General features: G+C 75.1%; 12 protein-coding genes. 7 read left to right on the top strand and 5 right to left on the bottom strand.

All coding sequences use genetic code 11. The features are described 5' to 3' along the window. Positions 1-146 precede the first annotated feature (146 nt). From ACGFI2_RS15925 to ACGFI2_RS15900, 6 genes are all read left to right on the top strand, one after another. Positions 147-809: an adenosylcobinamide amidohydrolase gene (locus tag ACGFI2_RS15925; RefSeq protein ID WP_393516821.1), complete on the top strand. Its 663-nt coding sequence runs from the start codon at positions 147-149 to the stop codon at positions 807-809. Positions 810-966: 157 nt separating this feature from the next. Then, a complete protein-coding gene (locus ACGFI2_RS15920) occupies positions 967-2,208 on the top strand; it encodes a CapA family protein (RefSeq protein ID WP_393516819.1) in 1,242 nt (413 codons plus the stop codon). A gap of 59 nt (positions 2,209-2,267) precedes the next feature. After that, positions 2,268-3,047 carry an endonuclease III gene (gene nth / locus ACGFI2_RS15915; RefSeq protein ID WP_393516816.1) on the top strand — a complete coding sequence of 260 codons (780 nt, stop codon included), beginning with the start codon at positions 2,268-2,270 and terminating at the stop codon, positions 3,045-3,047. Beyond that, positions 3,044-3,652, top strand: coding sequence for a TlpA family protein disulfide reductase (locus ACGFI2_RS15910; RefSeq protein WP_393516813.1), 609 nt, complete (start codon positions 3,044-3,046; stop codon positions 3,650-3,652). Before nth ends, ACGFI2_RS15910 begins: the two co-directional genes overlap by 4 nt. Next, the gene (locus ACGFI2_RS15905) at positions 3,649-4,338 is read left to right on the top strand and encodes an NUDIX hydrolase (protein ID WP_393516810.1); all 690 of its coding nucleotides are present in this window, start codon (positions 3,649-3,651) and stop codon (positions 4,336-4,338) included. The genes ACGFI2_RS15910 and ACGFI2_RS15905 overlap by 4 nt, the downstream gene beginning before the upstream one ends. Positions 4,339-4,414: 76 nt before the next feature. Next, on the top strand, positions 4,415-5,593 hold the full coding sequence (locus tag ACGFI2_RS15900; RefSeq protein WP_393516807.1) for a MarP family serine protease: 1,179 nt from the start codon (positions 4,415-4,417) through the stop codon (positions 5,591-5,593). Between the two features lie 111 nt (positions 5,594-5,704). Here ACGFI2_RS15900 and ACGFI2_RS15895 read toward each other — a convergent pair whose 3' ends face one another. The 4 genes from ACGFI2_RS15895 to eccCa form a co-directional block, all read right to left on the bottom strand. Then, positions 5,705-6,430 carry a phosphatase PAP2 family protein gene (locus ACGFI2_RS15895; protein WP_393516804.1) on the bottom strand — a complete coding sequence of 242 codons (726 nt, stop codon included), beginning with the start codon at positions 6,428-6,430 and terminating at the stop codon, positions 5,705-5,707. Positions 6,431-6,460: 30 nt separating this feature from the next. Next, on the bottom strand, positions 6,461-7,255 hold the full coding sequence (locus tag ACGFI2_RS15890) for a phosphatase PAP2 family protein (protein ID WP_393516801.1): 795 nt from the start codon (positions 7,253-7,255) through the stop codon (positions 6,461-6,463). A gap of 39 nt (positions 7,256-7,294) precedes the next feature. Beyond that, a complete protein-coding gene (gene mycP, locus ACGFI2_RS15885) occupies positions 7,295-8,557 on the bottom strand; it encodes a type VII secretion-associated serine protease mycosin (RefSeq protein ID WP_393516798.1) in 1,263 nt (420 codons plus the stop codon). Positions 8,558-8,676: 119 nt separating this feature from the next. Then, entirely contained in the window at positions 8,677-12,633 is a 3,957-nt protein-coding gene (gene eccCa, locus ACGFI2_RS15880; RefSeq protein WP_393516795.1) for a type VII secretion protein EccCa, read from the bottom strand. 105 nt (positions 12,634-12,738) lie between these two features. Between eccCa and eccD the strand changes: the two genes are divergently transcribed. After that, the gene (gene eccD, locus ACGFI2_RS15875) at positions 12,739-14,121 is read left to right on the top strand and encodes a type VII secretion integral membrane protein EccD (protein ID WP_393516792.1); all 1,383 of its coding nucleotides are present in this window, start codon (positions 12,739-12,741) and stop codon (positions 14,119-14,121) included. Between the two features lie 51 nt (positions 14,122-14,172). Here eccD and ACGFI2_RS15870 read toward each other — a convergent pair whose 3' ends face one another. Further along, positions 14,173-14,679, bottom strand: a complete 507-nt coding sequence (locus tag ACGFI2_RS15870; RefSeq protein ID WP_091070192.1) for an inorganic diphosphatase — start codon at positions 14,677-14,679, stop codon at positions 14,173-14,175. Positions 14,680-15,066: the final 387 nt, after the last annotated feature.

Genomic DNA, 15,066 nt, shown 5'->3' with positions numbered 1-15,066 from the left:
TCGGCCCGGGTCCGCCGTCCGCTGATCCCTCGCGCGCCGCCAGTCTAGGCGCACATGAGCAGGAATCGGAGGTGCACCCCTGGATCCCCGCCCTCCGGGCCGGGTCGGCACCACCCGTTCCCACCTGTGATCGTAGGGTGACCGGCGTGCTGAGCGAGCCGACCCTGACCAGCCGATCCGAATCCGGCTCGGACATCCCGCTGCTGTTCTGGCGGGCCGAGGCGCCGCTGCTGACGGTCGGCTCCGCCCCGCTGGGCGGGGGGATCGGCGTCCGCCGGTGGGTGGTGAACGCGACCGTGCCGATGTCGTACGACCGGGACGACCCGGCAGCCCACCTGGCCGAGCTGGCCCACGGCCTCGACCTGGTCGGGCCGGGGGTCGGGCTGCTGACCGGGGTGGACGTGACCGAGGTGGTGCGCCGGACGGACAGCGGCGTGCGGGTCTGGGCGACCGTCGGCCTGGGCACCCCGGTGTGGGCCGCCGCGCCCGCGCCCGCGACGCCCGCCCAGCGCGTCGGCACGGTAAACATCGTCGTGCACGTGCCGGCCCGCCTCGGCGACGCGGCGCTGGTCAACGCGGTGGCCACCGCCACCGAGGCGAAGGCGCAGGCGATCTGGGAGCTGGGACTGCCGGCCACCGGCACCCCCACCGACGCGGTCACCGTGCTCTGCCCGGCCGACGGCGAGCCGGCCCCGTACGGCGGTCCGCGCTCGACCTGGGGCGCCCCGCTGGCCCGCGCCGTGCACGCCGCCGTCCGCGTCGGCGGCGCCGGCACCGTCGTGCCCTGGTCCGACCGGCCGGCCCGCTGACGTGCCCCGGCCGACGGGCCAACCGTCTGACGTGCCCGCGCCGTCGTGCTCGGCCGACCGGCGGGTGGGCTCGGGTGCCCGCCGACAACCGGCGGACCGGGGATTGAGGCCATTCGGCCCTCGTCGCGGCGTTCCCGGCACGGTAGCGTCGCCGACGATGTACGCTCCCGCCCGCTCTCTGTCCCGTTCCCGCCGCGCCGCCGGCCCGCACCCGACCGGTTCCGGCCCGCACCGTGCCGTCCCTGGACGGCGGGCCCCCGCCTCGCGCCTCGCCGCGCTCGTCGCGCTCTTCGCCGTCCTGCTCGCCGCCGGCTGCTCGGATTCCGGCGGCGACGACCCGCTCTGGCAGACCGGGCAGGGCGGGGGGTCGACCGGCTCGGCCGGGCCCGCGACGGGCGACCAGCCGGCGGTGTCCGACGAGACGACCGAGGCGTCGATCTCGCTCACCGCGACCGGTGACGTGATCATGGGTAACGCGCCCAACCGGCTGCCCCCCAACGGCGGCAAGGGCTTCTTCGACGACGTGAAGTCCGCGCTCAAGGGCGACCTGGTGATGGGCAACCTGGAGGAGCCGCTCACCGACGACACGGGGGCCGGCAAGTGCGGCCCGCAGCCGAAGAACTGCTACCAGTTCCGAGCGCCGCCCGGCTACGCGGCGCACCTGCGCTCGGCCGGGTTCCAGCTGCTCAACCAGGCCAACAACCACGGCAACGACTACGGCCAGCAGGGCTACGAGAACACCCAGTCGGCGCTGGAGGCGCACGGGCTCAAGCACACCGGGGCGCCGGGCGAGATCACCGTGGTCGACGTCAAGGGCGTCAAGGTGGCCGTGGTCGGCTTCTCGTCGTACCCCTGGTCGAACAGCCTGATCGACCTCGACGCCGCCAAGCAGGTCATCGAGATGGCCAAGGGGATGGCCAAGCTCGTGGTGGTGCAGGTGCACATGGGCGCCGAGGGCGCCGACCGGACCAGGGTGAAGCCGGGCACCGAGACGTACGTCGGCGAGAACCGGGGCGACCCGATGCGCTTCGCCCGCGCCGTGATCGACGCGGGCGCCGACCTGGTGATCGGGCACGGCCCGCACGTACTGCGCGGCTTGGAGTTCTACCAGGGGCGGCTGATCGCCTACAGCCTGGGCAATTTCGCCGGCGGCGGGAAGTCGCTGAACAGCTCCGGCCGGCTCGGGTGGGGTGGCGTGCTCAAGGTGTCGCTCACCGCCGAGGGCCGCTTCGTCGGCGGCACGTTCACCTCGACCGCGATGAACGGTGTCGGCCGGCCGGCCGTCGACCGGCAGGACCGCGGCCTCGGGCTGGTCCGCGAGGTGACCCGGGCGGACTTCCCGGACACCGGCGCGAAGATCGACGGGTCCGGGAAGATCAGCGCGCCGAAGGGTGGCTGAACGCACGCCGCCCGCGTCGACCCACCGGAGCGTCGGCCCCGCGACGTAGGCTGGCCGGCGTGACCACGCGCTCCCCCGAGACCGACCTCGGCCGTACGCGTCGCGCCCGCCGCATCGGGCGGGTGCTGACCGAGACCCACCCCGACGCGCACTGTGAACTCGACCACTCCGACGCGTTGGAGCTGGCGGTCGCCACGATCCTGTCCGCCCAGTGCACCGACAAGAAGGTCAACGAGGTCACGCCGAAGCTCTTCGCCCGCTACCGCAACGCCGCCGACTACGCCGGGGCCGACCGCGGCGAGCTGGAGGAGCTGATCCGGCCCACCGGTTTCTACCGCAACAAGACCAGCTCACTGATCAACCTGGGCCGCGCGCTCTGTGAGCGTTACGACGGCGAGGTGCCCGGCAAGCTGGCCGACCTGGTCACCCTGCCGGGGATCGGACGCAAGACCGCCAACGTCATCCTCGGCAACGCCTTCGACGTCCCGGGCATCACGGTCGACACCCACTTCCAGCGGCTGGTGCAGCGTTGGCAGCTGACCGCCGAGACCGACCCGGTCAAGATCGAGCACGCGATCGGCGCGCTCTTCCCGAAGCGCGACTGGACGATGCTGTCGCACCGGACCATCTTCCACGGCCGCCGGGTCTGCCACGCCCGCAAGCCGGCCTGCGGCGCGTGCACGCTGGCGAAGCTCTGTCCCGCCTACGGCACCGGGCCGACCGAACCGGCCGTGGCGGCGAAGCTGCTGAAGGGCCCTCGCGCGCGGGACCTCGCCGCCGCCGTCGGCCTCGACCCCGACCTGGTGCCGCAACAGGCGGCCGTGGCGGACGCGCCGTGACCCGCCGGCTCGCCCACCTGCTCGTCCCGCTGGTGCTGCTGGCGGCGGCCGGTTGCACCGCCACGGCCGAGGAACCGGCCGGCCCGGCGCCGGCCACCCGCGCGGAACGCCCGTCCCCGTTCGCCGACTGCGCCCCGCTGACCGTGGCCCCGGCCTCGGCCGCGCCCGCGTCGAACGGCGCCGCCGGCGACCCGCTGCCCGACCTGACCCTGAACTGCTTCACCGGTGGCACGCCGGTCAAGCTGCGCGAGGTCAAGGGCCCCGCGGTGCTCAACGTGTGGGCGTCCTGGTGCCAGCCCTGCCGCAAGGAGCTGCCCGCCTTCCAACGACTCAGCGAACGGGCCGACGGCCGGTTCCAGGTGATCGGCGTCAACAGCCGGGACAGCCGTGGCGGCGCGCAGTCCATCGGTGAGGACTTCGGCGTCGGTTTCCCGATGCTCGTCGACCAGGGCGACGCCTTCGAGCGCGCGCTCGAACGCAGCGCGTTCCCGCTCACCGTCCTGGTCGGCGCCGACGGGCGGATCCGGCACATCGAGGGCACCGGCGCGCTGGACGACGCCCGCCTCGCGAAGCTCGTGCAGACCCACCTCGGGGTGCGGGTGTGACCCGACGGCCGCCGGGATGGTTCGACCCGCTGCTGGGCCGCCTCGGCACCGCACGGGCGGAGGACTTCACCCGGCTCACCACGCCGGAGACCGGCGGCCGGGAGAGCGCCGTGCTGGTGCTGCTCGGCGAGGAGCCCGGCGCCGGGCCGGACGTGCTGGTCCTCCAGCGCGCCGCGACGCTGCGCAACCACGCAGGTCAGCCGGCCTTCCCCGGCGGCGCCGCCGACCCGGAGGACGCCGACGCCCGGGCCACCGCCCTGCGCGAGGCGAACGAGGAGGTCGACCTCGACCCGGGCACCGTCACCGTGCTGGCCGAGCTGCCCCGGCTCTGGATCCCGGTCAGCGACTTCGTGGTCACCCCGGTGCTCGCCTGGTGGCACGACCCGCACCCGGTGCACCCGCGCGCGCCGGCCGAGGTCGCGCACGTCGCCCGGCTGCCGGTCGCCGAGCTGGTCGACCCGGACAACCGGATGCGGGTACGCCATCCCAGCGGCTGGGTCGGGCCGGCCTTCTCGGCGCGCGGCATGCTGGTGTGGGGCTTCACCGCCGGCGTGATCGACACACTGCTGGAGATGGGCGGTTGGGCCCGGCCCTGGCCGCGTTCGCGGGTGGTGGAGTTGCCGCCCGTCGCCGCCCCCGCCCCGTCGGCCGGCACCGACGCCGCCGACGAGAGCCCGGTGCGCTGATCACCCGCACGCATCCTCAGGTCACGTTCAGCGAGCGCTGAGCCGGCCCCGAGCCCGGTGCCCGTACCCTTGGGGCGTGTCCGCCGTGGATCTCGTACTGCTCCTGCTCATGCTCGTGTTCGCGATCAGCGGATACCGTCAGGGCTTCGTCATCGGCGCCCTGTCGTTCTCCGGGTTCTTCCTGGGCGCGTTGCTCGGCCTCCAGATCGGCCCGCTGATCGCCCAGCAGTTCGCGGCCAGCGGCACCCGAGTGTTGATCTCCCTGGTGGCCATCTTCGGGCTCGCCGTGCTGGGGCAGGCGTTGGCCGGCTGGCTCGGCTCCAACCTGCGCGCGGCCATCACCGGGCCGGCCGGCAAGAAGGTCGACGACGTCGGCGGCGCGTTCATCTCGGTCGTCGCCGTCATGCTGGTGGCCTGGCTGGTCGCGGTGCCGCTGGGCTCCTCCTCGGTGCCCTGGCTGGCCGCCTCGGTCAAGGACAGCGCGCTGCTCACCGTGGTGGACCGGGTGCTGCCCGACCGGGCCCAGGACCTCTCCACCGCCCTGCGGGACACCGTCGACACCAACGGCTTCCCCGACGTGTTCAACGGGCTGGGCAGCACCAACGCACGTCAGGTCTCCCCGCCCGACCCGGCGTTGGCGAACTCCCAGGTGGTGCAGAACAGCAAGCGGTCCGTGGTGAAGGTGCTCGGCTCCGCGCCGAGCTGCTCCCGCCGGATCGAGGGCTCCGGCTTCGTCTACGCCGACGACCGGGTGATGACCAACGCGCACGTGGTGGCCGGCACCCGCTCGGTGGCGGTGGAGCTGCGCGGTGAGCGCTACGACGGCGAGGTGGTGGTCTACGACCCGGAGCGGGACCTGGCCGTGCTCTACGTGCCAGGGCTGCCCGGGCCGTCGCTGCGCTTCGCCGCCGGGGCGGCCGCCAGCGGCGCGGACGCGATCGTGCTCGGCTTCCCCCTCGACGGCCCGTACGACGCCCGGCCGGCCCGGGTGCGGGACGTCGACCGGATCACCGGGCCGGACATCTACTCGTCGGGTGACGTGACGCGGGAGATCTACACGATCCGGGCGCTGGTGCGCAGCGGCAACTCCGGCGGTCCGCTGGTCTCCTCGAACGGCCTGGTGCTCGGGGTGATCTTCGCGGCCGCCGCGGACGACCCGAACACCGGCTTCGCGGTGACCGCGACCGAGGCGCGATCGGTGGCGCTGACCGGCGCGGAGCGTACCCGGGGAGTCGCCACCGGCGACTGCACCTGAACAGCCACCGGCGGCCGGTTTCCTGAACGGCCACCGGCGGCCGGTTTCCTGAACGGCCACCGGCGGCCGGTTTGCTGAACCGGCCGGCTCCAGGCCGGTCGGCCGCGGCGGTCAGCCGCCCGCCGACGCTCCGGCCGGCGTCACGTCGTCGCCCGGCCGGATCGGCGACAACTTCGCGCGGCCCCAGGTGAGCGTCTTGTCGAGCACCGCCCGCGCCATGATCGCCACGCAGGTGCCGCCGTTGAGGAACGAGGCCATCACGTCGCTGGGGTGGTGCATGCCCCGGTACATCCGGGTGAGCGCCACGCCGACCGGCACCAGCACCAGCAGCGTCCACCAGGCGACCTTGGCCGGGGTGCTGCGCGCCCGCAGCGCCAGCAGCACGGCCAGGCCGACGTAGAGCGCGGTCGCCGCCGAGGTGTGCCCGGAGGGGAAGCTGGAGGTCGGCGGGGAGGCGTCCATGTGCTCCACCGCCGGACGCTGCCGGTCGATCACCATGGTGGTGAACAGGAAGATCAGCGCCTGGGCGGTCACCGCCGCGCAGAGGAAGATCGGCTCCCGCCAGCGGTGCAGGACCAGCCGTAACACCAGCGCGGCCAGCACCGTCACCACGACGATCATCTGGGTGCTGGCCAGTGTGCTGAAGACCAGCGACACGTCGTTCCAGCCGGGCGTCCGGTCGCCCGCGAACTCGCGGTTCACCCCGTCCTCCACGGTGAACGGCCAGGTGTGCGTGAACACCCGGGTGACCAGGAGACCCAGCCCCACCATGACGGCGAAGAGCAGGGACACCGGCAGCAGCACGCGCCGAGCGATCTGGACCGCGACATCGGACATGAGCCGCCCTTTACCCCGGCGCGCGCGTCGCTACGCCCGCCGGTCCTCCGGCCCCGGGTCGGCCAGCTCCGGCTCGACCCCCTCACGCAGCGGGCGGGCCGGTCGACGCCCGGCCCCGGTACGCCAGGTGGCGAACCCGGCCGCGGTGGCGGCGACCGTGGCCACCCCCAGCACCCAGCCGCCCACCACGTCACTGGTCCAGTGCACGCCCAGCGCGATCCGGCTCAACCCGGTCACCACCGTGAGCAGGATCGCCGTGATCCAGAGCGCGATCCGGCCGGCCCGGTTGTGCCGGGCGAACGGCAGGAAGACCAGCAGCAGCACCCCGGCGGCCAGCGCCGCGTTCAGCGCGTGCCCGGACGGGAAGGAGTAACCGGCGGCCCGGGCCACCGGCTCCAGCAGGTCCGGCCGGTTCCGGCCGACCAGCAGCTTGAGCAACGCGCCGAGCAGCCCGCCGACAAGCATCGTGGTGACCACCCAGACGGCCAGCCGCGGCGCCCGGCGGCGCAGCAACCAGACCACCACCACCGCGGCGGCCACCCGCAGCGGACCCGGCCCGAAGACGTGCGTCCACACGGCCATCGCCCGCACCCAGGCCGGGTGCTCCAGCGCGTAGCCGTGGAACGCGCCGGTGACCGACGCGTCCAGCCGGAGCAACGGCGGCCACGCGCCCAGGATCAGCAGCGCGAGCAGGGCGAACGGCACCAGCACCAGGACCGCCGCGGCGGCGGCCAGGGTGAGCCGCAGGCCCAGCGAATGGTCGGGGTCCAGGCGGCGCCTCCGCCAGGACCGAACGCGGGTGGACGGGGGGCCGATCGTGTTCATGCGCCGTTCACTACCCCGGTCGGGGCTTGGTCAGACCGGTCAGCGACGCGCCCGCCGGAACCGGCGCACCATCAGCGCGGCACCGGTGAGCAGGGCGACGAACAGGGCCACCCCGGTCCAGAACCGCTCCGGCGCGGAAACTTCGGCCTGACCAGCCGGGCGGGCCGACCAACCGGTCTTCCCCGGGCCGCCGAACGGGTCGCCGCCCTGCCCCGCGACCGCGGCCCGGGTGTCCGGGCCCTCGCCCGGCGCCGGCCCGAAGCCCACCACCCCGGGGGAGGCGTTGTCGTCGAGCGGGTTCTGCCCCACCGGGGCCACGTCGGCGGTGAGCGCGGCCACCGGGTCGACCATGCCGTAGCCGAACCGGTCGTCCCGGCCGGTCGGGCCGAGATCCCGCGCCGTGCTGATCAGCCGGTTGACCACGTCCCCGGCGGTCATCTTCGGATACCTGGCCCGCACCAGGGCGGCCGTCGCGGCGACCAGCGGCGCCGCGAAGCTCGTGCCCTGCACCCGCCAGTAGCCGCCCCGGGACCGGGCGCCGTACAGGGCGGTGGCCGGGGCGCTGAGGACGGTCTCGTGGCCGGTGATCGAACCGGACCAGAGGTTCCCGCTGTCGCGGTCCAGGCCGGTGACCGCCAGCACGCCCGGCTCACGGGCCGGGTACCAGACCTTCGTGGTGGTCGAGGTGGCCAGGTTGCCGGTGCAGGCGATCACCACCACGTCCCGGGCGAAGGCGTAGTCGAGCGCCGCGGCCAGGGCCGGGCTGTCCCCGCTGCCGCCGAGCGACAGGTTGATCACCCGGGCGCCGTTGTCCACCGCCCAGCGCACCGCCTTCGCGATGACCAGGGCGTCGTCGTAGCGGTTCTCGGCGTCGAGCACCCGGATCGGCAGGATCCTGGCGTCCGGCGCCAACCCCGCCACGCCCCGGTCGTCGTCGGCCCGCCCGGCGATCAGACCGGCCACCGTGGTGCCGTGCCCGACCGGGTCCGGCTCCTCCCGGCCGCCGGTCGGGTCGACCAGGTCGAGGCCGGGCAGGACCTGACCGGCCAGGTCGGGATGGGAACCGTCCACCCCGGAGTCGATCACCGCGACCACCACGCCCCGGCCGGTGGAGGTCCGCCAGGCGGTCTTCGCCCGCAGCTCCTTCAACTGCCACTGCTCGTCGCGGACCTGATCGGTGCGGAGCGCGGCGACGGGGGCGGCCGGCGCGGCGTTCGCCGGCGGCGCCAGCGGACCGGCCGTGACGGTCAGCGCCGCCGTGGCGGCGAGCAACGCCCGCCCGGCGAGACGCCGGGGCGGCACGTCGGGAACTCCCTGCCGATCCCTGGTCACATTCCCCAGCCATTCCGTCGCTTCCGAAACATGCTGCTCGGAGATTACCGGTTGTCCCGGCCGTCACGGGGCAACTCCGCGTACCCGCCTCACCCGGGCGGGAGATGAGCCAACTGCACCAGACGTACGCCCTCACGGCGGGTGACCAGGCGGGCCCGGCCCGGGGGCAGCGGCCCGGCCTTCACCTGACCGACGAGCGGTCCCTCCTCCGGACCGCCCGACATCACCAGACCGGCCGTGGACAACTCCCGCAGCCGCTGGATGATCGGCTCGTACGCGGTCCGGCCGGCGCCGCCGGAGCGCCGCGCCAGCACCAGGTGCAGGCCGACGTCCCGGGCGTGCGGGAGATGCTCCTCCAGCGCACGCAACGGGTTCGTCGGCCCGCCGGCCACCAGGTCGTAGTCGTCCACCAGCACGAACAGCTCCGGCCCGGTCCACCAGGACCGGGTGCGCAGCTCGGCCGGGGTCACCTCGGGGCCGGGTTGCCGTCCCTGCAGGTAGCCGGCCGCCGACTCGATCAGCTCGGTGGTGTGCGGCGCGGCCGTGCCGTAGCCGATCAGGTGCGGCGTCTCGATCGTGCCCATCAGGCTGCGCCGGTAGTCGACCAGGATGACCCGGGCCTGCTCCGGGGTGAACCGGCCGACGATCGAGGTGGCCAGCGCACGCAGGAACGACGACTTGCCGCACTCGGCGTCACCGAAGACCACGAAGTTCGGCTCGGTGGCGAAGTCCAGCACCACCGGGGACAGGTCCGCCTCGGCCACCCCCACCGGGAACGCCAGCCCGGTGGCCCCGCTCTGGTCCAGCTCGGCGTACGGCAACACCGGTGGGAGCAGCCGCACCCGGGGCGCCACCGGACCGGTCCACCCGCCGGCCACCGCCTTGACCAGGTCACCGGTCTCGCCGCCCAGGGCGGCCACCCGGGACTGGGCGGTGAGGAAGTGCAGCCCGCCGGCGGTGATCCCGCGCCCCGGCCGCTCGTCCGGCACGGTCGCCGCCAGCGCGCGCTTGACCACCACCGAGTCGGACGGGTCACCGAGGCGCAGCTCCAGCCGGGAGCCGAACAGGTCGCGGATCGCCGGCCGGAAGTCCGACCAACGCAGCGCGCTCGCCACCACGTGCACCCCGTACGCCAGGCCCCGGGTGGCCAGCTCGGTGACCAGCGGCTCCAGATCCTCGTACTCGCCGCGCAGCGTGTTCCAGCCGTCGACGACCAGGAACACGTCCCCGAACGGGTCGGCCCCGGCCGCGCCGCCCGCCGGTGTCGCGGCCCGCCGCCGGCGCCAGGCCGCCATGGACTCCACCCCGGACTCGGTGAACCGCCGCTCCCGCTCGGCGAGCAGGCCGGCGACCTCGCCGACGGTACGGCGGACCGCGGTGCCGTCGGTCCGCCCGCTGACGCCGCCGACGTGCGGCAGGTCGCGCAGCGCGCCGAGCGTCCCGCCGCCGAAGTCGAGGCAGTAGACCTGCACCTCGGCCGGCGTGTGGGTGAGCGCCAGCGCGCAGACCAGCGTGCGCAGCAGCCCGGACCGGCCGCTGCGGGTGGTGCCGACCACCGCGACGTGCCCGGCCGCCCCGTCCAGGGCCAGCCACAGCAGGTCCCGCCGCTGCTCGAACGGCTTGTCCACCACGGCCACCGGCACCTGCAACGCGCCGTGCAGCTCGGGGTTGGCCACGGTGAGCCCGCGGGTCGGGTCGGCGCCGACCGGGCCGAGCAGCTCGTCGAGCGTGGGTGAGGCGTCCAGCGGGGGCAGCCACACCTGGTGTGCCGGCGGCCCCTGCCCGGCCAGCCGGTCGACCATCTTCTCGAGCAGCGTCTCGCCGCTCTCCTCCTCGGCCGGGAGCGCGGCCGGCGCGGCCGGCCGGGGCACCGGCGCCAGGTGGGTGGAGAACGCGAGCACTCGCGCGGCGCCGCCGCCGGCCGCGCCCGCCGGGCCGGTGCGGCGGCGGACCGCCCCGGAGACGTACGCGGCCTTGAAACGGACCAGCGGGTCGGTGCCGGAGCGCAGGTAGCCGTGCCCCGGGCTGCGGGGCAACTCGTGCGCGTCCGGCACGCCGAGCACCGTCCGGGACTCCAGCGCCGAGAACGTGCGCAACCCGATCCGGTACGACAGGTGGGTGTCCAAGCCGCGCAGCCGCCCCTCCTCCAGCCGCTGGCTGGCCAGCAGCAGGTGCACCCCGAGCGACCGGCCCAGCCGACCGATCTGCACGAACAGGTCGATGAAGTCGGGCTTGGCGGAGAGCAGCTCGGAGAACTCGTCGCAGATCAGCAGCAGCGACGGCAGCGGGGCGAGCGGGCTGCCGGCCGCGCGCGCCCGCTCGTAGTCGCGGACGCTCGCGAAGTTGCCCGCCCGGCGCAGCAGCTCCTGCCGCCGCATCAGCTCGCCGTTGATCGCGTCGACCATCCGGTCGACCAGGGGCAGCGCGTCGGCCAGGTTGGTGATCACGGCGGCGGTGTGCGGCAGCCGGTCGAACGGCGCGAAGGTGGCGCCGCCCTTGAAGTCGACGAGCACGAAGTTGAGCTGCGCCGAGCTGTGCGTGGCGGCCAGTCCGAGCACCAGCGTGCGGAGCAGCTCGGACTTGCCCGAGCCGGTGGCGCCGATCAGCAGCCCGTGCGGGCCCATGCCGTCCAGCGCCGACTCCTTCAGGTCGAGGTCGATCGCCCCGCCGTCGGCGCCCACCCCGATCGGCACCCGCAGCCGGTCCCGGGCGGCGCGGGGCGCCCAGCCCTGCTCGGCGGTGAAACCCTCCGGGTCGCCGAGGCCGAGCAGCTCCGGCAGGCCCGGCTCGGCGCCGGCCGGCGCGTCCGGGCCGCGTACCGTGCCGGCCAGCCGCAGCGGCGCGAGCCGCCGGGCGACCGCCTCCGCGTCGGTCGGCGCCAGCGCGTCGGCGGCGCCCACCTCGGCGTGCCCCTCCGACGAGTGCGAGTGCAGCCGGCCGTCGACCAGGTCGAGCAGCAGGGCGTACCGGTCGAGCAGCCGGGGCGGCGGGGTGTCCAGGTCGAGCACGGTGACCGCGTCGATGCCCCCGTCGCCGGCCAGGTCGGCCGCGCCGGTCAGATCACCGCCGTCGAGCACCACCACCACGTGCGGCCCGTCGGTCGCCGGGCCGTGCGGGCTGAACCGGGACCGGCTGGCGAGCACGTCGCCGAGGAGCCGTTCCAGGTCCGCGGCGGAGCTGGTGACCAGGCGCACCGGCCCGAGCGCGTCGGTGCGGCCCGGATGGTGGGCGTGCGGCAGCCACTTCACCCACTCCCACCCGGCCCGGCGCTCCGGCCCGGCGCAGACCGCGATCAGCAGCTCGTCCGGGGCGTGGAAGACGGCGAGCTGGGTGAGCACCGCCCGGGCCAGCGCCTGTGCGGCCGGCGAGCCGGACCCGCGCTCCGCGCCGACCGGACCGCGCACGAAGACCCGGGCGAAGCTGCGCAGTGACAGCGCCACCGGCAGGTCCGGCACCACCGAGTACGCGTCCAGGAAGCGCCGCAGCGCCCCGGCGGTCATCGGCTCCAGCTCCTCCAGCGGCCGGGTGACCGGCGGGACCAGCGGAGTGGCCAGCGTCTGCGGCCCGATGCCGACCCGGACCACGGCGAAGTCCGGGTCGCCCGGGCGGCGCTCCCACACCCGGTGGCTGTCGACTGTGGACCAGAGTCGCCCCGGCTCCGGATGGCGGTAGGAGAGGCCGACGCGCTGGGCGCCGGCGGTCTCCCGGACCCGGCGGCGCAGCGTGGCCAGGTGGCGCAGGTACTCCCGGCGGGCGGCCATCAGCTCGGACTTCTTCGGGCCGGCGTTGCCCCAGGTGGTCACCAGCATCGCCAGCGAAGAGAGCCCGAACATGCCGCCCACCACGTACGAGTAGGCGCCGCCGCCCCGGCCGAACATCATCGCCATGGCCACCGTGCCGCCGAGCATCGGCAGCACCAGCAGCGCCTGCTGCCAGCGCCCACCGGCCGCCGCGGGGATCTCCGGCGGCGCCTCGACGGGCAGCTCGCCGGCCGGGATCTCCGGTGCCGGGCGGCGCGGCGGCCGCTTGATGACGACAGTGGACACTCACCCTCCCCGACATGGCTCTGGGTAACCCGAGCCTGGCTCATCGTAGGTAAAGTCCTCTCGTCCGTCAGCCCACAGTTCCGGTTCGATGATGGAGATACGTCGATGACAAGCGGGCTCGCCCGGGTCACGATCAGCGCGCCCCGGCGCCGCGTCGACGTGGCCCTGCCGGAGCAGGTTCCCCTGGCCGAGCTGCTGCCGGAGGTGCTCCGGCACGCCGGGGAAGGGCTCGCCGACGACGGCGAACGGCACGGCGGGTGGGTGCTGCGGCGCACCGACGGCGCGGTGCTGGCCACCGCCCAGGCGCTGCTGCCGCAGGGCGTCCGCGACGGCGAGGTGCTGCATCTCGTGCCGGCCCGCGCCGAGTGGCCCGAGCTGGAGTACGACGACGTGGTCGAGGCGATCGTCGACGGGGCCCGCCGCCGGGGGACCGCCTGGTCGGCCGGTGCGACCCGGGCCGCCGCGCTGGCCGGCGCCGGCGTGCCGCTGGCCGTCGGCCTGGTCGCGGTGCTGTCGACCGGTCCCGGCGAGGGTGGCTGGCCGGTCGCCACGGCGGTCGCCCTGATCCTGGTGCTCGCCGCCACCGCGGCCTCGCGCGCCTACGGCGACGGCCCGGCCGGCGCCACCCTCGGCGGATACGCGCTGCCCTGGGCGGCGACGGCCGGCGCGCTCGCGGTGGGTTCGGGTGACCCGGTCGGCCCGATCCCCGGCCTGCGCTGGGTCGGCGCCCCCGAGCTGCTCGTCGGCTCGGTGGCGCTGCTGCTGGTGGCGGTGCTCGGCCTGCTCGGCGTGGCGCACCGGTCCCGGGTTCCGGTGGCCGGCGTGACGGTCGGCGCGGTCGGCGCGGCGGCCGCCCTCGGCGCGTTGCCGCTCGACCCGGCCGGCGCGGCGGCCGTGCTGCTCGGTGTCCTGGTCTTCGCGCTCGGCGGGCTGCCGCTGCTGGCCATCCGGGTCGGCAAGCTGCCGCTGCCGCCGCTCACCCTGCCCACCCCGGCCGGCACCCGCGACCTGCCCGACCGGGGGCGGGTGCACGCGGCGGTGGCCCGGGCCGAGGAGGCGCTGACCGGGATGCTGCTCGGGCACGCGGTGCTGACGGTGGGCACCGTCGTGGTCCTCGTCGCCACCGGCGGGACGGCCGGGCGGCTGCTGGTCGCCGTCGGCTGCGCGGTGCTGCTGCTGCGCTCCCGGCTCTTCGTGGCGGTCCGGCACCGGGTGCCGGCGGTCGCCGCCGGGCTGGCCGGTTACGCCCTGCTCGGGGCGGTGCTCGCGGAACGGGCCGGGCCGGGCGGACGGCTCGCGCTGACCGTCGGCGGGCTGGCCCTGGCCCTGGTGGCGGTCACCGCCGGCGCCACGTACGCCCGCCGGCCGCTGTCGCCGTACCTCGGCCGGCTGGCCGACCTGACCGACACCGCGCTGGTGGTCGCGGTGGTCCCGGTGGCCTGCGCGGTGCTCGACCTCTACGACCGGGCCCGCGGCCTGCTCGCCTGAACACGGCAGGGCCCGGGCCGCGTGTGCGACCCGGGCCCGGAAGTCTCGCCGTCAGTGCAGCGTCTCGCCGCGCTCCGCGGCCTCCTTGGCCCGCCGGTACGAGTTGACGATCTCCGCCTCCGCCTCGACCCGGCCCACCCAGGTCGCGCCCTCGACCGACTTGCCCGGCTCCAGGTCCTTGTAGACCTCGAAGAAGTGCTGGATCTCCAGCCGGTCGAACTCGCCCAGGTGGTGGATGTCGCGCAGGTGCTCCTGGCGCGGGTCCTCGTAGGGCACGCAGAGGACCTTGTCGTCGCCGCCCTTCTCGTCGGTCATCCGGAACATGCCAATGGTGCGGCAGCGGATCAGGCAGCCCGGGAAGGTCGGTTCGGGGACCAGCACCAGCGCGTCCAGCGGGTCGCCGTCCTCGCCCAGGGTGCCCTCGATGAAGCCGTAGTCGGCGGGGTACTGCGTGGAGGTGAAGAGGGTGCGGTCCAGCCGGATCCGGCCGGTCGCGTGGTCCACCTCGTACTTGTTGCGGTGACCCTTGGGGATCTCAACCGTGACGTCGAAATCCATCTTCCACGCTCCCTCGTTTGCCCACGCTGGCTAACGGAAACCAGCGGTTCGCCGCCCGCGCGGGAGGAACGCCCCCGCCGGCTCCGGCCGCCGCATAGTGTTCGGACCGAAGTAGTGTCACCCAAGGCGATTTCGAGCGGGGGAGGAGGGGGCCGTGGGGAGGGAAGATTCACACTACCGCCCCGAGGGGGTTGACGGGCGACGGTCCGCCGGATCCGGTTCCGGCTCGGCCGGCGCCACCGGCCGGGTGTCCGTCCCCGGCGCCAACCTCGCCCACCGTGGGACCCCCGCCACCGGGTCGGCCCGCGTGGGCCGCCCGGACGGCCGGGCGGTCCCGGGCGACTGGCCGGCCCCGATCCCGGTGAGCCCGCCGGTCCCGCCGGCCGG

The sequence above is a fragment of the Micromonospora sp. NPDC049282 genome, assembly GCF_043197045.1.
In the GTDB taxonomy this organism is placed as follows: Bacteria; Actinomycetota; Actinomycetes; order Mycobacteriales; family Micromonosporaceae; genus Micromonospora.
This window is presented reverse-complemented; position numbering and strand designations above follow the sequence as displayed.

Bases quoted from the DNA above. Each gene is read 5' to 3' on its own strand.
- ACGFI2_RS15890 (WP_393516801.1), bottom strand. From the start codon at position 7,255: ATGAACACGATCGGCCCCCCGTCCACCCGCGTTCGGTCCTGGCGGAGG.
- eccD (WP_393516792.1), top strand. From the start codon at position 12,739: ATGACAAGCGGGCTCGCCCGGGTCACGATCAGCGCGCCCCGGCGCCGC.
- ACGFI2_RS15920 (WP_393516819.1), top strand. From the start codon at position 967: ATGTACGCTCCCGCCCGCTCTCTGTCCCGTTCCCGCCGCGCCGCCGGC.
- ACGFI2_RS15895 (WP_393516804.1), bottom strand. From the start codon at position 6,430: ATGTCCGATGTCGCGGTCCAGATCGCTCGGCGCGTGCTGCTGCCGGTG.
- ACGFI2_RS15870 (WP_091070192.1), bottom strand. From the start codon at position 14,679: ATGGATTTCGACGTCACGGTTGAGATCCCCAAGGGTCACCGCAACAAG.